This is a genomic window from Leucobacter fengyongliangi (assembly GCF_050971685.1).
GTDB lineage: Bacteria > Actinomycetota > Actinomycetes > Actinomycetales > Microbacteriaceae > Leucobacter.
Genome location: NZ_JBPCEU010000012.1, coordinates 39,307 through 60,709 on the forward strand (window position 1 = coordinate 39,307; position 21,403 = coordinate 60,709).

Annotated in this window: 15 protein-coding genes and 1 tRNA gene; 8 read left to right on the forward strand and 8 right to left on the reverse strand. The window is 65.1% G+C overall.

Annotated elements, in window-relative coordinates:
* Positions 1 to 115: 115 nt before the first annotated feature.
* Positions 116 to 439, reverse strand: coding sequence for a DUF2469 domain-containing protein (locus ACR0R4_RS09960; protein ID WP_433647241.1), 324 nt, complete (start codon positions 437 to 439; stop codon positions 116 to 118).
* 145 nt (positions 440 to 584) lie between these two features.
* On the opposite strand from ACR0R4_RS09960, the gene imuA' reads away from it, so the two are divergent.
* Genes imuA' through ACR0R4_RS09980 form a run of 4 tightly spaced genes read left to right on the forward strand, consistent with a single transcriptional unit; the run spans position 585 to position 7,794 of the window.
* The gene (imuA', locus tag ACR0R4_RS09965) at positions 585 to 1,223 is read left to right on the forward strand and encodes a DnaE2-dependent mutagenesis accessory factor ImuA' (protein WP_433647243.1); all 639 of its coding nucleotides are present in this window, start codon (positions 585 to 587) and stop codon (positions 1,221 to 1,223) included.
* The gene (locus ACR0R4_RS09970) at positions 1,220 to 2,968 is read left to right on the forward strand and encodes a DNA polymerase Y family protein (protein WP_433647245.1); all 1,749 of its coding nucleotides are present in this window, start codon (positions 1,220 to 1,222) and stop codon (positions 2,966 to 2,968) included. Before imuA' ends, ACR0R4_RS09970 begins: the two co-directional genes overlap by 4 nt.
* Positions 2,969 to 2,994: 26 nt before the next feature.
* Entirely contained in the window at positions 2,995 to 6,462 is a 3,468-nt protein-coding gene (locus ACR0R4_RS09975) for an error-prone DNA polymerase (RefSeq protein ID WP_433647247.1), read from the forward strand.
* A gap of 9 nt (positions 6,463 to 6,471) precedes the next feature.
* Positions 6,472 to 7,794 carry a nicotinate phosphoribosyltransferase gene (locus ACR0R4_RS09980; protein ID WP_433647249.1) on the forward strand — a complete coding sequence of 441 codons (1,323 nt, stop codon included), beginning with the start codon at positions 6,472 to 6,474 and terminating at the stop codon, positions 7,792 to 7,794.
* Between the two features lie 65 nt (positions 7,795 to 7,859).
* Here the strand turns inward: ACR0R4_RS09980 and ACR0R4_RS09985 are convergent, their stop codons facing one another.
* The 3 genes from ACR0R4_RS09985 to ACR0R4_RS09995 form a co-directional block, all read right to left on the reverse strand.
* Positions 7,860 to 8,132 carry a DUF3039 domain-containing protein gene (locus tag ACR0R4_RS09985; RefSeq protein ID WP_433647251.1) on the reverse strand — a complete coding sequence of 91 codons (273 nt, stop codon included), beginning with the start codon at positions 8,130 to 8,132 and terminating at the stop codon, positions 7,860 to 7,862.
* A 97-nt stretch (positions 8,133 to 8,229) separates the two neighbouring features.
* A complete protein-coding gene (locus ACR0R4_RS09990) occupies positions 8,230 to 9,801 on the reverse strand; it encodes a hypothetical protein (protein WP_433647252.1) in 1,572 nt (523 codons plus the stop codon).
* Positions 9,771 to 11,096: an ABC transporter ATP-binding protein gene (locus ACR0R4_RS09995; protein ID WP_433647253.1), complete on the reverse strand. Its 1,326-nt coding sequence runs from the start codon at positions 11,094 to 11,096 to the stop codon at positions 9,771 to 9,773. Before ACR0R4_RS09995 ends, ACR0R4_RS09990 begins: the two co-directional genes overlap by 31 nt.
* 84 nt (positions 11,097 to 11,180) lie before the next feature.
* Here ACR0R4_RS09995 and ACR0R4_RS10000 point away from each other — a divergent pair, with 84 nt between their 5' ends.
* Together ACR0R4_RS10000 and ACR0R4_RS10005 are read left to right on the forward strand one after the other, a co-directional pair.
* Positions 11,181 to 11,987, forward strand: coding sequence for an ABC transporter permease (locus tag ACR0R4_RS10000; RefSeq protein WP_433647254.1), 807 nt, complete (start codon positions 11,181 to 11,183; stop codon positions 11,985 to 11,987).
* Positions 11,988 to 12,018: 31 nt separating this feature from the next.
* The gene (locus ACR0R4_RS10005; RefSeq protein ID WP_433647312.1) at positions 12,019 to 12,786 is read left to right on the forward strand and encodes an ABC transporter ATP-binding protein; all 768 of its coding nucleotides are present in this window, start codon (positions 12,019 to 12,021) and stop codon (positions 12,784 to 12,786) included.
* Positions 12,787 to 12,816: 30 nt separating this feature from the next.
* On the opposite strand, the gene ACR0R4_RS10010 is transcribed toward ACR0R4_RS10005, so the two are convergent.
* Entirely contained in the window at positions 12,817 to 14,046 is a 1,230-nt protein-coding gene (locus tag ACR0R4_RS10010; protein WP_433647255.1) for a CDP-glycerol glycerophosphotransferase family protein, read from the reverse strand.
* Positions 14,047 to 14,109: 63 nt separating this feature from the next.
* Between ACR0R4_RS10010 and ACR0R4_RS10015 the strand changes: the two genes are divergently transcribed.
* Positions 14,110 to 15,150 (forward strand): glycosyltransferase family 2 protein, encoded by a 1,041-nt coding sequence (locus tag ACR0R4_RS10015; RefSeq protein WP_433647256.1) that lies wholly within the window; start codon positions 14,110 to 14,112, stop codon positions 15,148 to 15,150.
* On the opposite strand, the gene ACR0R4_RS10020 is transcribed toward ACR0R4_RS10015, so the two are convergent.
* The 3 genes from ACR0R4_RS10020 to ACR0R4_RS10030 all read right to left on the reverse strand — a co-directional run bounded on the left by ACR0R4_RS10020 (position 15,136) and on the right by ACR0R4_RS10030 (position 20,968).
* Positions 15,136 to 17,520 carry a CDP-glycerol glycerophosphotransferase family protein gene (locus tag ACR0R4_RS10020; RefSeq protein ID WP_433647257.1) on the reverse strand — a complete coding sequence of 795 codons (2,385 nt, stop codon included), beginning with the start codon at positions 17,518 to 17,520 and terminating at the stop codon, positions 15,136 to 15,138. The two genes, ACR0R4_RS10015 and ACR0R4_RS10020, sit on opposite strands and share 15 nt — an antisense overlap.
* A 108-nt stretch (positions 17,521 to 17,628) precedes the next feature.
* Entirely contained in the window at positions 17,629 to 18,948 is a 1,320-nt protein-coding gene (locus ACR0R4_RS10025) for a S1C family serine protease (protein ID WP_433647258.1), read from the reverse strand.
* A 106-nt stretch (positions 18,949 to 19,054) separates the two neighbouring features.
* On the reverse strand, positions 19,055 to 20,968 hold the full coding sequence (locus tag ACR0R4_RS10030) for a hypothetical protein (RefSeq protein WP_433647259.1): 1,914 nt from the start codon (positions 20,966 to 20,968) through the stop codon (positions 19,055 to 19,057).
* Between the two features lie 149 nt (positions 20,969 to 21,117).
* Here ACR0R4_RS10030 and ACR0R4_RS10035 point away from each other — a divergent pair.
* Positions 21,118 to 21,191, forward strand: a tRNA-Met gene (locus ACR0R4_RS10035).
* Positions 21,192 to 21,403: the final 212 nt, after the last annotated feature.

Here is a 21,403-nt window from a genome sequence, read left to right on the forward strand (position 1 = left end):
GACCAGACTGACCGGGCATCCCCGTGCCGCGCTGGCGCCTCAGGAAGTCTGTGGAAAGGTCAGGCGATCCACAGATCAGACCCGGGTGTGAGCGGCAAAGCGTTGCCGCCGAACCCTATTCGTCGATCGAGAGTTCTTGGGGCAACTTAAACTCACGCGCCGTGAGCTCTTCAACGTTGACGTCTTTGAAGGTGAGGACCCGCACCGACTTCACGAAGCGGTCGGCGCGATACACATCCCACACCCACACGTCAGTCATCGTGAGTTCGAAGTAGAAGTCACTTCCCGCGTCTCGACGCTCAAGCTGCACATCGTTGGCGAGGTAGAAGCGTCGCTCTGTTTCGACAACGTAGCGGAACTGGCCAGCGACATCGCGGTACTCACGAAACAGCGAAAGTTCTGCTTCACGCTCGTAATCGTCAAGGTCATCGTCATTCATCACGCCCATCCTACTTGGTTCACCGAGACACCCCTTCCCGGGGTTCGAAGTGGATCCCGCCCAGGGCACAGGCGCACGTATGACGACGCGCCGGTGAGTGAAATTTCAACTTGACTTGTTCGAACATATGTTCGAACATTGCTGCATGAATCAGGCCGCAACCGTTCGCACGCTGCAGGAGCGCATCACGCAGATGCAGCCCATGCGGCTGGGGGACGACGCGCTCCCCACTCCGCCAGAGTTGCGCGATCTCTTGCCCGGCGGTGCGTTACGGCGAGGCAGCGCCACGATCGTTTCTGGGTCGCTGCAGCTCTCTCTCGCGCTGATTTCCGCCGCATCTGCCTCGGGCGCGTGGTGCGGAGCCATCGGCCTCCCCGAGCTCGGGGCTGAGGCAGCGGCCGAGCTCGGGGTGGCGCTCGATCGCTTTGTGCTGGTGCCCGATCCGGGGCCGCACTCGATCAGCATCGCGGGAACCCTGAGCGAGGTCCTCACTGTGCTGCTCCTGCGCCCGTCGAGTCAGGTGCGCGCACCAGACGCGGAACGGCTGGCTGCACGACTCCGCGATCATGGTGCAGCACTCGTAGTGCTCGGGCAGTGGCCAAAGGCCGAGAGCACACTCCGCGTGACGAACTCACGCTGGGGTGGGCTCGGACGCGGCCACGGAATGCTCCTGACGCACGAACTCACCGTCCGTTCCGACGATCGACGGGGCCCCAAACAGCACACCGTCGTGTTTCGTGACGGTCGACTCTCCGGGGCACTTCCCCGAGTGGGTGCATCATGAGCGAGCAAGCCGAGCGGGTGATCGCGCTGTGGGTGCCCGACTGGCCCGTGCACGCATATCTCAGCGAACACGAAGAAGAGGGATCCATCAATGAACATCTGACGCTCGCCCTCATCGCGCAGCATCAGGTGGTCGCATGCTCGCAGGCAGCCCGCCTGGCTGGTGTGCGCGTCGGACTTCGCGAACGAGAGGCACGCTCGCGATGCCCTGACCTCGAAGTGCACCCACACGACCCGGAGGTCGACGTGCGCCGTTTCGCGCCGGTACTCGCAGCGATTGAACAGACCATTCCGGGAGTCGAGCCGCTCCGCCCGGGGCTCTGCGCCATGCGCGCACGCGGGCCTGCACGTTACTTCGGCAGCGAGGAAGCGGCAGCGGCAACGCTTGTAGCCCGCATGGTTGAGCTCGGGTTTCCGGAATCCCGAGTGGGGGTAGCAAGCGGGCGCTTTGCCGCAGAGCAGGCCACGCGAGCATTCGAGGCAGACCCGGGGGTGGATATCCCTTCGCCCGGCGTGCGCATCGTGCGTACCGAGCACACGGCAGCGTTCCTCGGCCCCCTCTCGGTTGCCCGTGCGTCATCTCTCGATTTTGCTGACGTGCTTGCTCGGCTCGGCATTCGCACACTCGGCGCGTTGGCCGCCCTCCCAGAGGATGCGGTTCGCGAACGCTTCGGTTCTGCTGGCATCGTCGCGCACCGACGCGCACGCGGGCTGGGTGCCGCGCACGCCGCCGAGGTTCGTTCGCGTGACCCCGAGATTGAGCTTTCGGTCGATTGTGCGTTCGAGCCCCCGCTCGACGGCGCAGACCAACTCGCCTTTGCTTGCAGCTCCTCTGCCGAGGCATTCACCCGTGGGTTAATTGAGCACGGGCTCGTCTGCACTGAGCTGCGTGTGGAACTCACCGACGACATCGGCATTCGGCACGAACGCACCTGGGCACACCCCAGCCACTTCACCACCAGCGATGTGGTGAACCGCGTACGATGGCAAGCTGCCACCGTTCCCCGAGATCCAGATCGAGGGGGGTCGGGCATCGCCGAGGTACGCCTCACTCCGATCCGTACAGCGCACGCTGCGAGCCACGAGCCGGGGCTGTGGAACACGGCCCCTGACGAACGCGTGCATCACCATCTCAGCCGAGTGCAAAGCCTCGTCGGTCACGAGGGTGTCGGCACGGGCGAACTTACCGGCGGAAGGCTCACCGCAGAGCGGCAACGATTAGTGCCTTGGGGTACCCGCGCGGAGACACGTCGTGCTCCCCGCTCCCGTGTTCGCCTGCGGGATGGCCCCTGGCCAGGGCGCATCACCGGCGCCCTCCCCAACACCGTTTTCACGCAGGAACTGAGCGCGGAGTTGCGTGATGACTCGGGTGCCCCGGTGTGGCCCACCGAAGACGATGTCCTCGCGTCTCATCCGGCACGCCTGAGCATCGATGGTAAGCACTTGACCGCGGCGATCGAGGCGTGGTCCGCCCCTTGGCCATTGCATGAACGGTGGTGGGCGGGGGGCCGGGCCGGGTATCGCATGCAGGTACTGCTTGCGGACGGCGACGCCTGGCTTTTGAGATACGAACATGGAGGCTCGGGTCAACCCCATGGCCCAGATACTGGCACTCAAGATGCCCCAGGGTCTGGCCGAGGGCCTAGCGGAGCACTTGACCGAGCGTCTGGCAAAGCGTCTGGCCGGGAAGCCGCCCGAGGGATTAACCCCACTGGGCGGTGGCTCGTCGAAGCTCACTATGCATAGTCGCACACCGACGGAAGGAGGCTGACGTGGGATGGAATAATCCGGCTATCCCCTGGGGTGAACTTGAGCGCACGCTCTCGGGGCGCGGCCCGCTGCGTCCCGCACCATCGCCCGCACTATCGCCCGCATCATCGCCCGCGTCACCGCCCGCGCAGTCGCGTCCACATCCCACAGCGCATTTCACAGAAACACTCGCGGCGAACCCTGGTTCGGGCGCGCGTGCAGGGCACGAACCCGCCGCCACGTTTCCCTATGCCGAACTTCACGCGCACTCGCACTTCAGTTTCCTCGACGGCGCGAGCTCTCCCGAAGCGCTCGTCGCCGAGGCATCAAGGCTCGGACTCTTCGGGCTCGCCATCACCGACCACGACGGGTTTCAGGGTGCCGCGCGTTTCGCTGAGGCAGCGGCAGAGCACCCCGAGCTTGCCACGGTCTTCGGAGCCGAGCTCTCCCTCGGGCTCGATGTCCCGCAACTGGGCGTTGCGGATCCGCAGGGCACGCACCTGCTCCTCCTCGCCCAGGGAGTCGGGGGGTATCACCGACTCTCCAGCGCCATCACCGAGGGGCAACTGGCCGGAGGGCATAAGGGGCGCCCCGTGTACGACCTTGAGGAATTGGCCGCGGCGAGCGGTGAGGAATGGGTTGTGCTCACCGGGTGCCGCAAGGGCAGCGTGCGCCGTGCGCTCGCGAACGCTTCCAACCGCGCTGATGGCGAGCGCGCGGCGCGTGCCGCACTCGGCCACCTCACGTCACTCTTCGGACGAGACCGAGTGTTCGTCGAACTCACCGATCACGGGCATCCCGGTGACGACGTACTCAACGACCGCCTTGCCGCGCTGGCACACGAGGAGCGGCTCCCCACCCTCGCCACCGGCGGGGTGCATTTTGCCACGGCTGCAGAGGCTCCGCTGGCGGAGGCCGTCGCCGCGATCCGTGCCCGGCGCAGCCTCGACGAACTCGACCCGTTTCTCCCCGCAAACGGTGCCGCGCGCCTCAGATCGGGGGCCGCCATGCACCGCCGATTCGCCAGACACCCGGCCGCCGTCGCACGCACCGCACCGCTCGCCAAGGAATTGGCCTTCCCCCTGCGCACGGCGCGGCCGAAGTTACCGAAACTGCAGCCGCCCGAGGGGCACACCCTGATGAGCTGGCTACGAGAACTGGCCTACCAGGGCGCCGCGGAACGATACCGCCTCCCCGACCCTGACATCACCGCCCGGCTCGAGAAGGAGCTGGCGCTCATCGAGGCGAAGGACTTCCCCGGATACTTCCTCATTGTGCGCGACATCGTACAGTTCGCACGCAGCCGCGGCATCCTGTGTCAGGGTCGGGGATCCGCTGCGAACTCGGCGGTCTGTTACGTGCTCGGGATCACGGCGGTCGACTCGATCCACTATCAACTGCCCTTCGAGCGCTTCCTCTCGAGCATGCGTGAGGAAGAACCGGACATCGATGTCGATTTCGAGAGCGACCGACGCGAGGAGGTGATCCAGTACGTGTACGCCACCTACGGCAGGCGCAACGCGGCGCAAGTTGCGAACGTCATCAGCTACCGGCCGAAAAGCGCGGTGCGCGATGCCGCAAAGGCACTCGGGTTCAGCAGCGGTCAACAGCGCGCATGGACCCGGGGGCTGGAGCGCTGGAGCAGCCTGCCCGACAGCGCCGAGCAGGGTGGGCCTGTGATCCCACCCGACGTGCTCGCCCTCGCGGGTCAGCTCATGCGTGCTCCGCGGCACCTCGGAATCCACTCGGGGGGTATGGTGCTCACCGAGCGACCAGTGGGCGAGGTCTGCCCAATCGAGCACGCACGGATGCCCGGGCGCACCGTGCTGCAGTGGGACAAAGACGACTGTGCGTCGATGGGCCTCGTGAAATTCGACCTCCTCGGCCTCGGCATGCTCAGTGCCCTGCGGGTCACCATCGAGCTCGCGGCGGAGGCCACCGGTGAGCGGTGGAGTCTCGAGACGCTGCCCCGTGACGAGGCGGGGGTGTACGACATGCTGTGTCGCGCCGACGCGATCGGGGTGTTCCAGCTCGAGAGCCGCGCCCAGTTGAACACGCTGCCCCGCCTCCGCCCGCGCTGCTTCTACGACCTGGTCGTCGAGATCGCCCTCATACGTCCCGGACCGCTGCAGGGCGGCGCGATCCACCCCTACCTGCGTCGAAGGGCCGGCACCGAGGCAATCACCTACCCCCACCCGTCACTCACACCGGTGCTGGAGCGCACCCTGGGGGTGCCGCTGTTTCAAGAGCAGCTCATGCAGATGGCGATGGCCGTGGGCGGCTGTTCCGCCGAAGATGCCGACCTGCTGCGGCGGGCCATGGGGTCAAAGCGTGGCGTGGAAAAGATTGAGCGGCTGCGCTCCCGACTCTTCGAGGGGATGGAGGCGAACGGCATCGATGCTGCCACCGCCGAACGCATCTACGCGCAAATCGAGGCATTCGCGGCGTTTGGTTTTGCCGAGAGTCACTCCATCAGCTTCGCCCTGCTGGTGTACACGAGCGCCTGGTTCAAGCTGCACACCCCCGCGGCGTTTCTCGCTGGCCTGCTGCGCTCGCAGCCGATGGGGTTCTATGCGCCACGCACGCTGGTCGAAGACGCGCGCCGGCACGGGGTGGAGGTGCGCCCCGCCGATGTGCAGCAGTCGGATGTGCTCGCCGGGCTCGAAAAAATGGTGGATCGCGCGAAGCCCACTGGGCTCGACGCGTGCACCGCGTTTACGCAGCCCCCGGTGCCGCCGTTCGCTCCAGACGCCCCCGACACGAGCATGCAGCACCGCAGGGACGGTGCGTTCGCGGTGCGTCTTGGCCTCGCCCAGGTGCGCGGTATCGACACCGTCAGCGCCGAGCGCATCGTTCGCGCGCGACGCGATGGCCCCTTCCTCGATCTCGCAGACCTGGCTCGCCGCGCCGACCTCGATCGCGTGAAACTCGAGGCGCTCGGTTCGGCCGGCGCGTGCGCCGGACTGGGCATCGGGCGACGCGAGGCTCTCTGGTCTGCCGGCCCGGCCGCCGAAAATCGCGAACAGTATCTGCCGGGCGTTGCCGTACACGTGCAGCCACCCCTGCTGCCGGTGCTCACCGCGGCCGAACAAACGGCGCTTGACCTGTGGAGCACCGGGGTGGTCGCCGGAGCGCACCCGCTCGCACTGTTGCGAGACAGCCTCGACGCGCGTGGGATTACCCGATCGGATCGGATCATGCGGGCTCGGCCGGGTGGGGTCGTGACGGTGGCCGGGCTGGTGACGCACCGGCAACGCCCGGGCACAGCGGGTGGCATCACGTTTCTCACCCTTGAGGACGAGTCGGGCACCGTGAACGTCGTGGTCTTTGCGGGAGTCTGGGCCCGTTATCGCCTGGTAGCTCGCACCTCACCCGCGCTCCTCATCGCCGGGGTACTCGAGCGCACTCCCGAGGGAGTGTGTAACGTGATCGCACACCGTTTCGAGCCTCTTGCGGCCCCGGCCGCTGTCGCCTCCCGAGATTTTCATTAGGCTGGCGGAGTGAGCACATCAACGGCACTCCTCACCGATCACTACGAACTCACGATGGTCGACGCGGCGCTCGCCGCGGGCACCGCGGATCGAGCGTGCGTTTTCGAACTCTTCGCGCGTCGCCTCTCCGGGGCACGAAAGTACGGCGTGGTCGCGGGCACCGGTCGCCTTCTCGAGGCGATCGAACGGTTCCGTTTCACCGAGACCGAGCTCAGTTGGCTCAGCGAACAGGGTTTCCTGCGCAGTGAAACGCTCGACTGGCTCGCGAACTACCGATTCTCGGGCAACATCTGGGGGTACCCGGAAGGCGAGGTGTTCTTCCCCGGCGCCCCCCTCTTGACCGTCGAGTCCACCTTCGCAGAGGGGGTCGTACTCGAAACCTTGGCGCTCAGCATATTGAACGCCGACTCCGCGATCGCGACGGCGGCCTCGCGGATGGTGCACGCCGCTGGCGGCAAGCCCCTCGCCGAAATGGGAAGCCGACGCACCGGCGAGCACAGCGCGGTGACGGCCGCGCGAGCCGCGTACATCGCTGGCTTCAGCGCAACCTCAAACCTCGAAGCGGGCAGACGCTTTGGCATTCCCACCATGGGGACCGCCGCGCACTCGTTTACGCTGCTCCACGACAGCGAGCGCGAAGCCTTCGCCGCGCAAGTCGCCACCCTCGGGTCAGACACCACGTTACTCGTCGACACATACGACATTGAGCAGGGGGTGCGCACCGCTGTGGAGGTCGCGGGAACATCGCTCGGCGCAGTTCGCATCGACTCCGGCGACCTCCCTGTGGTGGTCGCCCGTGTACGAGAGTTATTAGACGAACTGGGAGCCACCGCCACCAAGATCACGGTGACCAACGACCTCGATGAGTACACGGTCGCGGCGCTCGCGGCAGCGCCGGTGGACAGCTTTGGAGTGGGAACCTCGGTGGTCGTGGGTTCTGGATCACCCACGATGGGGATGGTGTACAAACTGGTCGCCCGCAGGGGGAACGACGGCGAATGGGTGTCGGTCGCGAAGAAATCCACCGACAAGGCCTCTGTGGGCGGGCGTAAGAGCGTCCGCCGACTGTTGAATGCTCGCGGCATCGCGACCCTTGAGCTGGTCTTCCTTGGGGACGGCCCCGGAGGCGAGCCAGAGGGAACCGAGCTGGCGGGCGACTCGCGAGAACTCATCGTTCCCCTGGTGCGCGACGGGATAACCCAGCCAGAACACACTGGAGTGAGTGGAATGCTGGCGGCGCGCGACCGCCACCGGCGCAGCCTGGCCGAGCTCCCTCCGAGCGCGATGAGCCTCACCCGCGGTGACCCCGCGATTACCACGGAGTACCGCTAGGAGTCTGGCGCGACACCCGCGCAAAGCACCACCGCCCTGGTCAGTTACTCTGACCGGGGCGCGGCCTACTTGCGCATGCGATCGTAGATCTTCTTGCAGTCAGGGCACACCGGAAACTTCTCCGGGTCACGTGACGGAGTCCACTTCTTGCCGCACAGTGCGCGAACCGGCTTTCCTGTCACCGCGGATTCAAGGATCTTGTCTTTCGGCACGAAGTGCGAGAAGCGTTCATGATCGCCGTCTTCGACCTGTTCCTCATTCAGCAGCTGCTCAAGCTCGCGATCCAGCACATCAGTTCCGCCGCCACCGGCCGGATTGTCACGCGTAAAGATACCCATGGAGAAGATTCTACGCGCCGTTCCAGGGAAGCGCCTCAGCAATAATCGTGGCACTCGGCAACAGTGTGATCGAGATCAGAACTGCCCGATCCACACATCAATCGAAGGTTTGCGTCAGCGCGAGCAGTTCTGGGGCGGCACGGTCAAAGACACGGCCGCCGATCAGCACCCCGACTGTCACCACGACGAGCCCGTACCCAGCACCGAAGATGAGTGCCCAGAAATTCATGCCAAAGCTCACCGCGCTGATCGCGGACGCGGCAACCCAGATGGGGGGCACCGCGAGTACGAGCGCGACCATCATCGACAGGCTCTGCGCGAGGCCTGACCCGGCACCAGAAACGGCAGGTTGCGCGAAGGGACTGTCCCCTGGGCGAGTCGACGGGTATGGCATGAGTGCGGAAAATACGCTCGACACCCCGGCTGCAGCAAGCAGTACGCCGAGGTTCATCCCAATGACTGCTGGAAGCACGCGCCAGTCCCCCATCACCGTCACCGTGACGCTTGATCCCACCAGCGCGAGCGGCAACCCCAGCAGCAGCACCGGCGCAAGTCGCCCAAACCGATCGTCTCGGCCCCGGGTGCCACTGGCCACATGGATCCACAGTGCCGTCGAATCCATCGCCACATCGTTGTGCAGCGACCACCCCAGCAGCAACAGGATGACCGGCAGCGGCACCAGCGCGAGCGTGTGTGCATCAACTCCAGCGACCCACAGCGCGAGCACGATGAGCACCGGTGCCAGTGGGATCGCGGCAAGCGCAACCCGGTAACGCGGATCGCGGACCCAATAGGTGAGCGCGCGAGCGCCGATCACCGGCCCCGGCTTGGCAGAGAAACGATCAAACCAATCGAGGCCTTGGCGAGCAACGTTCGGGTCAGTCGGCCGATCGATGCGCTCAAGCGAGACTCTGACGAGCAAAAACCATGCGAGAACCAACACAAGCACTGTCAGCGCAACCACGCCGAAACGCAGCAGGGCACCTGCAATATCGCCAGCTGCGGCGTTCGTGATTCCTGCCACGGTGGCTCCCAATGGAGTCCATCCCAGCACCGTCGCAGCGTCACGTGTGAGCTTGCCACCAGGGGAACTGAGCGCCTGCGTGACCGCAAACACGACAACAGGAAGCGCGGCAATGAGCAACAGGAGGCCGGTCGCCCGAACAGCGCCGGCGCTTCGCGAAGAGACGACAAGCTTCGCAACCGCGGAGGCAACCCGGGCACCTGAAATCGTGAGGAGGAGCGCGAGCACCGCACCAAGTGCCAGAGCCCACCACACCGATCGCCACTCAGGCCGGAGTGCAACGAGCGACACCCACCATCCGACGAACCACAGCGTCGGCCAGCTCAACACGGTACTGATCAACATCCCGGCGGCAATCTGTGAGGAGCGAGCGGGATACTGAGCGAAGTGCTTCGGCTCGAGGTGGTTGCGGTTTGCGAAGAGCGGCATGATGACGGCAGCCGCAATCACTACGGAGACCAGTATCGTGTCAATCCCCGCGTAGGCAGACTCCGAAGGCTCGATCCACTGGGGAAGAACTGTCAGGGCAACAGCACCAGCCAAAGCGAGCACCCCGGTAATGACCGACCGCGCAACGGCCGAGGGTGTGCCGCGGAAAACGCTGAGGAGAAGTGCTAGTCGGAGTCTGCAGAGCCGTGCAACCACTCCAGCCCCTTCCCGGAGTCAGGGGCATCGGTGAGATGCCGGAACCGCTCTTCAAGACTCAATCCGTCGCGCACCGCGTCGACCGTGCCCTGAGCAATCACCGAACCATCGACGATCACCACGACGTTGTCGCAGACACGCTGGATCAGGTCGAGGCTGTGACTCGACATGATGACGCTGCCGCCGCCGCCGACAAACTTCTCGAGGATCTCAGTGACGTTGGAGGCCGAAACAGGGTCGATCGCTTCAAACGGCTCGTCGAGCACCAGCACCTCGGGCGCGTGGATCATGGCGCACGCGAGGCCGATCTTCTTCTGCATTCCGGCGGAGTAATCAGACACCGGCCGGTCGAGCGCAGGCTCAAGACCGAAAGCCTTCGCGAGTTCGGATGCGCGCTGAGCGAGTGAAGACTCGTCGACACCGTGCAGGACTCCCGCGTAATACAACAATTGCGCGCCACTGAGTCGGTCGAACAATCGCAACCGGTCGGGCAGTGTGCCAAGTACTCGCTTCGCCGCGGGCCCATCAGACCATACATCGATTCCGTGCACCGTAATGCGGCCAGAGGTCGGACGATTCACCCCGCTGATCATCGAAAGCACAGTGGTCTTACCCGCTCCGTTGGGCCCAACAATCCCGGTAAAAGATCCGGCATGTACCTCGATGGAAATCTCAGCCGCGGCCAATACCTGCCCGTAACTCTTGGTGAGTTGCTCGGTGCGCAGCACCACCGGGTTTTGGGCCACCGCCGCAGCACGTTCACGCGCACGCACGATTGACGGAACGGGGATCTCAATGCGGCCAGTGCGCGGTGCCGCTTGAGGAGCCGGTGCTGGCTCGGAGGACGGCTCTGCGTCACGAACCGGGAGTGCCTCCGGCGCCGAGGACGCTTCGGGCTGAGGCGCACCCTCGGTAGCGAGCAGAGTTTCGGGCTCGGGCTCGGGGGAATCCTCAGGCTCAGGCTCAGGCTCGGGCTCAGTCTCGGGGGAATCCTCAAGCTCAGGCTCAACCAGGTCTGCTGAACTGGTCACGGCACTGGGGTCTACCACGTCAGTCGATGCAACGAAATCAGTGGTATCTTCAGTCCTGCTCATATCAGCCACCTCGTCAGACGCAATCGAGGTCGCGGATCGGCTCGTTCCGGCAGAAACCGACCGTCTCTGCGGACGCCGTCTCACTGTGCGCGGCAGACCCGGATCCGCGTTCGCACCTGGCTTGCCCTCGGCTTCGACACCGGTCAGACCGCCGGAACCGGAGTCGGGCGTGAGATCAGCGCTGGGGGGCAAATGTGACACACCCCTAACCTACCAAACCCCAACGCCTGCGGTTCGCGACTGACTCTCCAGCAATGACACCCGGAATACAGGCAGAATAGGCCTGTGACTTCACCCGCCGACACCCGCAGGCACCGCGCCCCGGGCTCCCCTCGCGCGAGCGCGTGGCGCTCGCTGCGACTCCTGACGGTTCGTGACCTCAAGGTTCGCTACGCAACTTCGGTGCTCGGCTATTTCTGGTCCATCCTCGACCCGCTGCTGATGAGCCTGATCTACTGGTTCATCTTCAGCCAGCTCCTCCCCCGGAGCCTCGGCGAGGAGCCATACATCGTGTTTCTCCTCACCGCCATGCTGCCCTGGGTGTGGTTCAACGGTGCAGTCGGAGATTCAACACGCGCCTTCCTGCGCGACGTCAAGCTCGTGCGCTCCGTCGCGCTTCCGCGGTGGATCTGGGTCGCCCGCATCGTCTGTGCAAAGGGCATCGAATTCCTTCTCAGCTTGCCCGTGCTGGTGCTGTTCGCTCTGATCAACGGCGCGAGCGTGAACTGGTACATCCTGCTGTTCCCGCTGGGGATCATCTTGATGGGTGCCCTCATTTTGGGTGTCGGGCTCATACTGGCACCGCTTGTCGTGTTCTTCCGCGATCTTGAGCGAGCGGCGAAGCTAGTGCTGCGCATGTTGTTCTATGCCTCACCCGTGATCTACGGCGCCAGTGACCTTCCGGCGGTCGTCGCACCGCTCGCGTGGGCCAATCCGCTCTCCGGCATCTTCGCCCTCTTCCGCGCGGGTTTTTTCCCCGATCAACTCAACTGGGCCCTGGTCGGTGTCTCATCGGCGATCACCGCGGTGACGCTCCTCGTCGGCATTCTCGTCTTTCGCCGCAGCGTCGGTGGCGTATTGAAGGAGCTGTAACGTGACCTCATCTCACGAAGTGGACGCACACATCGGAGCAAGCCAGCAGCACACCCCGGGCGCTGCCCCGGCGATCATTACTGCATCGGGTCTCGGTGTGAGATTCCGACGCAATCGCGGGGCGAGGCGCAGCTTCAAAGACCTGTTCGCCGGCAAGCAGCGACGCACACACACGGGTGAATTCTGGGCATTGCGAGACGTCTCGTTCACCGTTCACGCGGGCGAAGCGATCGGGGTGGTGGGGCGGAACGGCCAGGGAAAGTCGACCCTCTTGAAACTCGTCGCGGGAGTACTACTTCCCGACATCGGTCACGTCACGGTGCACGGCGGAGTTGCACCCTTGATCGAGCTCACCGGCGGCTTTGCTGGCGACCTGACGGTGCGCGACAACATTCACCTCACGGCCGGCTTGCACGGGCTCAGTCGCGCGGAGCTCGCCGAGCGATTTGATGCAATCGTCGAGTTCGCCGGCGCTCAGGGCGTGCTCGACACGCCGTTCAAACACCTCTCGAGCGGCATGAAAGTGCGCGTTGCTTTCTCGGTGGTCTCGCAACTCGACGAGCCGGTGCTGCTGGTTGATGAGGTGCTTGCCGTTGGCGACAAGGCCTTTCGAACGAAATGCTATCGGCGGATCGACGCGCTCCTCGCCGAGGGAAAGACCCTGTTTCTCGTTTCTCACAACGAGCGCGACCTCCGGCGGTTTTGCAGCCGCGGGCTCTACCTCGACCAGGGCAAGCTGCAACTCGATGGCCCGATCGATGACGTGCTGAACCGCTACAATTCCGAGCACAACAGCTAGGTTTCGTCTGCTGCTCAGCCGCTCCCCGAATTACGACCGCGTACGAGCTTTCCACTCGTCCGCACGAACGAAGAGTGCTTCAATGGCCTCACGGAAACGCCTGCTCGGGGCCCCGGGTGTGGTGTCGCCGAAGTAGTGCTTCGACCACGTGCCCAGACGCTCGCGCGCGGCGTTGTCCCCGATAACACGATCGAGCACCTCGTCTACTGTCTCCGTGTCGCTGGCACTCAGCCACTCGCACACGCTGAGGTACCCACCCTCGTCGATCTCCGCCTCGGGCGCGAGCGGACGCGTGACCATGAGTGGCTTACCTGTCGCGAGCCGATCGTAGATCATCGCTGAGACGTCGCAGATGGCAACATCCGGCAAGCTGAGCTGCCATCCAAGCTGGGGCGACTGGTCGAAGACGTGATGGGCCGAAGGATCGCGCCGATTTGCCTCAGCGAGTGCCGCGATGATGCGCTCATTTGCCGCACCAAAGGCGGGATCCACCACCCCGCTGCGCGGGTGAGGCCGATACACCACGCGATGTCGGCCGGTCTGAAGCAGGCGACGCACGAGTGTTTCTCCGTGAGAGGCGACTGAACCATAGCTAGCCGCCGGGCGGTCGCCCTCCCACGTGGGGGCATAGAACACGACGGTGCGGTCGTCGTCGGGAAAAGGCGGGTCGCCCGCAAGGTGATCGGTTTGTGGCCTCCCAATCGCGACGGTGCGCGCGTCAACGTCGTAGTCCCACAGTGCCTTCGAGAGTCGGGCTCGTGCGGCATCTCCCGCAACGAACGCAAAATCGTACGCCTTGTGCTGGTTGCTGGTCATGTACATCTTGTCGCTCTCACCATGGTTGATGAACACGTGCCAGCGACTCCCGTACCGCATCATCTGAAAGTTCCTGGTGTTCTGGTTGACATAGAGAATCACCTCCAGTGGTTGCTCGACAATCAGCCGCTCCAGACCGGTGACTTTTGGTGCGAAAGCGACCTCCAGCCCACTCTCGTGCATGAGCTGCCGGGCTCCGGCTGCGTTGCGGGCAATCAAGAGGACCGGGTGGGTTTTCGAGAGTTCGCGGAGCGGTGCATACCACTGCCGCATCTGGTAGATGTTGACGTCGCTGTCAGCGAAATACACCCCCACGCGGAACTTACCCGCCGGCAGCGGGCCACGGGCGGCGAGCAAATCGCGTACTTCAAAGAAGGCACGCCGACCCTTGAGTACCCGCTTGGCGAGCCGAATCGCGCGCTTACTGTCCTTGGAAAACTGCATCCTCCCAGCGTAGCCGCGGCCGCTGGGACGATCCTCCCGAGCGGCGCGTGGGAAGATCATGGGGTGCACTTGACTCCCCTGCCCTCACTGCCCGCGGTGAGCTACGTGATGCCGGTCCTCAATGAGGAAGAGCACCTCGAAACCGCCGTGCGCACAATTCTTGGGCAGCAGTACAAGGGCGAGAAAGAAATCGTGTTGGCGCTCGGGCCGTCGACCGACCGCAGCACTGAGATTGCGGATCGCCTGGCCGCTGCCGACCCTCGGGTGCGGCTCGTTGAGAACCCCGGGCGAGACATCCCCATCGGCCTGAATCTCGCGATCGCTACAAGCAGGTTTCCCGTGGTTGTGCGGGTGGATGCCCACAGCGAGCTCGTGCCCGAGTACACGAGCGCGGGGATCGCCGCGCTGCGTCGCGAGGGCGCGGCGAACGTCGGCGGGGTGATGCAGGCCGCGGGCCGCACCACGGTTCAGCGTGCGATCGCGGCCGGCTACAACAGTCCCTATGGTCTGGGGGGCGGCGCATATCACGGCGACGGAACCCCCGGTCCCGCCGAAAGCGCCTACCTGGGTATTTTCCGTCGGGAGGCAATCGAAGCCGTCGGAGGCTACGATCCAGGCATCCGCCGGGGCGAGGACTGGGAACTCAACCTGCGCATCCGCATGGCGGGCGGAATCGTGTGGTTCGATCCGTCGTTGCGCGTCACCTACTGGCCGCGTGCCAGTCTGCCGGATCTCTCGCGCCAGTTTTTCGCCACGGGTGCCTGGCGAGCCGTCTTGGTGCGTCGCCACCCGCGCGCTCATCCGTGGCGATTCTTCGCCCCGGGTGCGCTCGTGCTGGCGTTGACCACGAGCCTCGTCGTGCTCGCGCTGCAGTGCGTCGGGCTCGTACCGTGGGCCTGGTGGTCGGTGGTGCACGCACTGCCACTCGCCTACGCGGGCGCGGTGGCGTTTGGCACGACGCGGCTCCCCGCTCTGCACGGAGTGCGCGAACGCCTCGTGGGTGCCGCAGTGCTCGTCACCATGCACGTCAGCTGGGGGGTCGGGTTCCTCGTCGGAATCGCGGGGGGCGCGAGCCGCACCGTGGATCGGTCACGCGCGCGGTAGGGCTCCCCGAGCTTCAAGCGCGTCAACCACGCGTGCTGCGGCACCTCCGTCGTCGTGCGGGGCAAAGGTGTCGCGAAAGCGCTCGGCGGTCGCTGCGTTCTCCAGTATCCATGGTGCGGCGGCGCCATGAGCTGCAAGCTCCTGCGCGCATGCGACCACCGCACTGCGCTCGGTGAGAAGCGGGCCCGGCGCGAGCGCATCGAACTCAAATGTGAAGCCGCGCTCGCGGTCGCGATACTGCGCGAGATCGGGAACGAAGCAGATCGTTGGTACCCGCGCGACCGCCGCGTCAAACATCACCGAGGAGTAGTCGGTCACAAGGAAGTCGGCGGCCAGAATCACGTCGTTCACGTCGGGGTGAGCCGACGCATCGATGACACCACCGTCGACCCCGGCATACGTTCCCAGGCCGTGCGTGCGCGTGTGGCCACGGGCGACTACGACCCAGTCGTCACCCAGCTCGGCGGCGAGCGCACGAACGTCGAGCTCGTCAACGAGCGCGAGTCGCGAGTCGCGCCACGTCGGAGCGTAGACAAGCACGCGTCGGCCCCCGGGAATGCCCAGTGTTCTCCGCGCCGTGTCGATGCGCACCGGGCTGCGTTCCGCTCCAGCAAGCGCGTTCGCCAGGCGATCGTCTCGGGGGTAGCCGGTCTCGAGGATCTCCCCGCGGTAGGCGTAGCTGGTGCGAAATTGGGCGGTGGAATGCGGATTCTGCGACAGCAGCAAATTCCAGCGCCTGCTCTCTCGGCGGATCGCGAGGCGCGTGCGCAGCGTCATGCCGGGGCGACCGAGCGCCAGGTGCTTGAGCATCGTGCCGTGCCAGGTCTGCAGCACGGTCTGACCGCGGTGTCTGCGGAATCCGTAACGCAACCAGTCATTGACCACAAGGAGTCGTGCGCGGCGTCGCACGGCGAGCCAGTCTGCCCCACCCACCAGCACGGGGAGTGCTCCCGGTGGCGGGGTGATCCGCTCGCTGATGACGCTCCAGTACCTCGGCACCTCGGGGTGCCTGATCGCAATCTCTCGGTCGATGGCAAGCGGATTGCAGCTGACCTGACGCCCGTAATAGCTTTCGAAAAACACGGCCCCGGCGGGGATCCGTTCGCGCGCAGGCTGTCCAAGTCGCACGATTTCCGCGACGACCCGCGCAGCGGCACCCCCCTCGGGATGCGCGTGGAACCGCCTCGCAAGGGTGCGTGCGTCTGTCTCAGCCGCACGACGGGCCCGCGATCCCGGAACAATGACTTCGGACAGGTGGCGAAGGGCCCCGGGCCAGTCCCGCTGCAACTGGCCGGCCGAGGTGACCTCCAGTGGCTCGTACAGTCCCCGGGTCCTGACGTAGTGCTCGAGATCCGGCGCAAACCAAACGATGGGGCGCGCCAACAGCGAGAAATCGACCGCGATCGACGAGTAGTCGGTAATGATGGCATCGAACGCGCCGAGGAGCGGGGTGATGTCGCGCACCGTCTCCGCGCCCAGCAGGTGCACCCGCGCTCCCGTGACCTCGGCGTACGGTCCGGCACCCAGGGGGTGGGGGCGCAGCACCAGTCGTGCACCCAAACTCTCCATGAGCTTGTGGATCGACGCTGCCTCCTGTGCGGTCGGAACTCCCGGGTCGACATCACCGTCTCGCCACGTCGGCGCATACAGCACCAGGGGCTCTGGGCGTTCGTATTCTGCGGCCTCAGGCGGCAGCCCGAGAAGCTCACGCACCTCGATCCGCGCGTTGGCGGCGAGGCGCGGATCCGCGGCCTGTGCGGCGACAACATCGTCACGGGGATCGCCGAGCACGCGCACGCGCCCAGGCGCCACGCGATACGCGGTGCGAAGTCGTTCCGCGGCAGTGACCGAACCCGCAACAAAAAGCTCGATTCTGTTGCTGCCGGCGAGATACATACGCCGGAGGAGCGCCCGCACGATCGAGGGGCCGGAGAACTGGGTCGTGACCGGGGAATCGAGATGTAGACGCTTCAGCGGGGCACCGTGAATGAGGTGCGTCACACGGGCACCGAACACTCCGTATCGATTCGCATCACCGTGCCCGTGGGTAACGACGATTTGCCCGGCACGAAGCGTTGCCCAAAACCCTGACCAGCTACTCCGACGCACTGGGGTGAAGCCCTCTGCCTCTGCAGCGTGCGCTTCGTCATCAGTAGCTACCGCCCACATGATCTGTGCCTGCGAGTCGGTGTGACGGAGCGCGCGCGCCACTGCAAGTGCGCCCTCCGCGACTCCACTGCCGCTGCCGAATACCCAGCGAGTAGCAGATCGGGGTACGAAGAGTGCGAGTATCCATGCGAAGGCAAACGTGGGAAGCGCGAGAAGCTTCGCCAGGTTCGCGCGCGCAAAGTTCAGTCCGCCATCACTCACGACTGACACCCTATGGCATACGCGGGGCGCGAAGGCAGAGAGACAGCGCGGGCGCCGCGCAGCCGGTTCATACCCGGTGAGCGGCGCCCGCGAAGGTTCGTTGCGTGATTACCATTCGAGCGTGCCGAGTGTCACCTCGACCTCGCTCAGCTCGCCATCCCGGGAGTACGTGATGGTCACGTCGCTGCCGCCCGCGTGCAACCGAATCATTGCGGAAACCGCGGTGCTGGAATCAACTGCCACGCCGTCCACTGCGGTGATCACGTCGCCGACCCGGAGGCCAGCTTCTTCTGCAGCTCCCCCGGGAACCACTTCGGCGATCAGGCCGCCCTCGCGATTTGCATCCTCGTCGGTGTCTTGACTTGCCGCCACGACGCTCACACCGAGCAGACCGTGCGATGGCTGCTCGCCAGCGACGATCGCCTCCGCGACGCGCACCGCGAGGTTCGACGGTATGGCGAAGCCCAGTCCGTCGCTTCCGGCCGTCGCTGAATTATCGTTCGATGCCAGCGCTACGTTGATGCCGATCAGTTCGGCGCGCGCGTTCAGCAGCGCTCCCCCGGAGTTTCCTGGGTTGATCGATGCGTCGGTCTGCAAGACGGGCACCGCGACGCTTGCACTTCCACGCATCTGTTGCTGGCCCTGATTTTCGGGTGTCTCGAACCGGAAGTCCCATGGGAACTCGTTGCCCCCGTTTGGGTCCTCCGGCGCAACCTCATCGTCTGTTCCCTCCGGCACCATGGAGCTGGCGATCGAGATCCCACGGTTGAGGGCGCTCACAACTCCACTGGTGACCGTATTCGAGAGATTCAACGGCGCACCGATGGCCACCGCGAGATCGCCGACGTTGATCGCCTCAGAATCGGCGATGGCCATCGGGGTGAGCCCCTCGGCATCTACCTTCACCACCGCGATGTCTGCGTAGGGATCGCTCCCGACGAGCACCGCGCTCAGCCTGGTGCCATCGCTCAGGCGCACAAAGATCTCGGGGTCGGCGGTCGCACCCGACAGCGTGGCTACGTGAGCGTTCGTGATGATGTACCCATCGGAGGTAAAGATGACTCCGGAGCCCGATCCGCTGCCCGCTGCGGAGGTGACCTGGAGGGTCACCACGCTGGGCGTCGCAACCGCTGCAACCCCGGAGATCGCAGTCGCGGAATCCACGTTCGAGAGCGTCAACGTTCCACCCGTGGCCTGCACGACCGGCGCGCCACCAACATTCGTGGCGATGACCGCCGCTGCGCCGCCACCGACGAGACTGCCGATGATGGCTCCAATGGCGATTCCTGCGACCAGGCCACCGCTTCGGTTGCGCTGAGGCTGCGGTGCCTGCATCGGCTGGGGAGCCTGCGATACCTGTTGCACGGGCTGTTGAACGAAGGTCGGGTACTGGGTGGTCGGTTGATCCGCATCGGGGGTCTGAGTCATTGGGGCTCCCTTTCTCGTGTGACCAGCATGCCCGGCAATTCTATGAATTTGACTTGTGTCGACTGGAGAGGTGCTGCGCGCTTTGATTTTGCCTCGCACCCGCCGCTCACGCTCGTGGACGACGGACTCGCGACACAACCAGCAGCGCGACCCCGGTTACGAGGATGGTAAACCCGCCGATCGCCAAAGCCTCGATTCCTGCACCGCCCGTGATCGCGAGCGACTCGGGCACAACGATGCGGGCCGTCTCCGCAGGAACGCCATAGTCGTCACACCACTCCTCCACGTATCCACGCCACCTCTCCTGCTGGTCTTCCGCCACGAGGCACGCACGGATGGTCACCCAGCCGCGGGTGCCCTCGGGGAGCGCGATAGGGTCCGAGGTGATCGTTCGATTCGGAGCATTCACCTCAATAAACCCTCGGGCAATTTCTTGTGCGCCCACAGGAAGCTCACTTTGCTGCCGGGGCATCTGAGAGGACTCATAGACGCTGAGACGAATGCGCGCGGGAATTCTGGCGCCCGTCTCGTCGCGCAACCAAGCGCCGCCGTGCAGTGTCGCTGTCAGCCGGTCGGTCAGATGCAACTGGTCGATCGTCACTTCATTGCTCAGGAGCTCAGTGTTCCAGCGAAGCCGAGTGGCTGTGACATGCCCTTCCTCAACAAGGCCAAACCTGTCAGTGAAGCGGTAGTCGGCAGCAAGGAGCTGCGCACTTCTGACCTCAGGGAGCTGGGTGGTCTCAGCGACCTCCCACACCCAGTAGTAGTACCCCGACTCGTCAGGCACGTGCGCGCTGGTGATCTCGTATGATCCGGGCCCTCGGTCGGCCACCAACCTGGCCGTTCCCGCAATCGGGGCACCAACGGGAACCGAATCGCTGAGCGTTTGGGGCCGGTTGAACGGGCCGTACACCACACCGTTCGCCACGATCGGAGCGAACGTGTAGCCCCCCTCGCCATGAACGCGCTGCGCCCAGGGCGCACTGTCTTCACCCACCGATAGGGTGACCCTGTCGGCGAAGGGAGTGCTCTCGCGCGGGAGCCACCGCTCAACAACCTGCGTGGACAGGACTGGCGAAAACTGTGTGTCGATGGCGATTTCGACGGGTGCCCACTCTCCCGAATAGGTCTCGCTTACCGGCCCGACCGCCCAGCTCAGCGTCTGCTCCTCCGGAACGAGTGACGGGTACACCTCGAGTTGCGCGGGCCAGCCCCGAGAGGGCAGACTCCACGACCCGCTCACCCGCACGTGGTTCAGGCGCTGCCACCCGCTGGGGTGCAGGTGCGCGCGCCAGCTCACCTCGCCCGCTGCGCTGCCATCAAGCGTCATGACAGTCGAGCCATCGGCAAAAGCGCCTCCGGAGATGCGCAGTTCGGTTGCACCCTCGGGATACGCGACCACACCCTCACCGAAATCGCCTTCCTCCCGCAGGTGCAGTGCAGTGGGGCTCGGCGGGGACGGAGGAAGGGCGATGGCGATGGCCTCAGCAACCAAGGCGCGCGCCGCATTCATCTGGCTCATGCCACCGTGCTGCTCCACCCAGGCGATGTGATGAGCCAGCCAGGCAGCCTCGCCAGCACCCTCACGAAGCATCCAGATCGCGAACTGCACCGCCACCGCGGTGTCTGCGCTCTGGGTGTCACCGTGAGTCGACAGCACATAGTTGATTCTCCTCAGTGGCTCGCCGCTAATCGGCGCTGTCGATACCTGGCCCGACCAGCCGGTGACATCCGACATATCGATCGAGTACCCTCGCAGTTCGTCCACCACATCGGCCCACTGCTGGGTCTGGTTCGGTGGGTTCGCACCAGGCTCGACGCAATAGACGAACTGGCCGTTCGCGAGCTGAAAAGTGCCGACTGGCCATCCGTTGAAGTCAAGCATCCGCCCCGGCGTATACGCTGACGCTGGAGTCTGGCCAGGACCGCCAAGGACGACGATCGAGAGGCCGAGAACCACCGCAAGGCCCAGCGCCAGCATTCGGGCGAATGTAAACGTGCGTGCTCGTAAGCGAGTCATGGGGATCCCTTCGATTTGGTTTCCCCAGCATGCGTGGGCGCGCTTCCCCGCCGCGCCCGCTTTCCACAGGCACGAGAGACCGAAGAAACGCCCTCACCTGGCCTCGATTCGTGCCGCGCAGACTTCCGTGCTAGAGTTAATTCTTGTGCCGCGGGGTGGAGCAGTTCGGTAGCTCGCCGGGCTCATAACCCGGAGGTCGTAGGTTCAAATCCTGCCCCCGCAACGAAAAAGAAAGAGGCGCCCTCACGGGCGCCTCTTTTGTTTTCCCGGTTTCCTCTCGCGGAGCCTCCGCGGCCAGGCCTCTCAGCGTCCGAGCAGCAATCGATTCGCGACCTCGCCCGAGTAACAGAAACGGGCTCGGAAATTTCTTTCCGAGCCCGCCTGTGAGCGCCTAATCTTGAGCGGCCTGCGTTCCCGAGAGAGCGAAGCCACCCG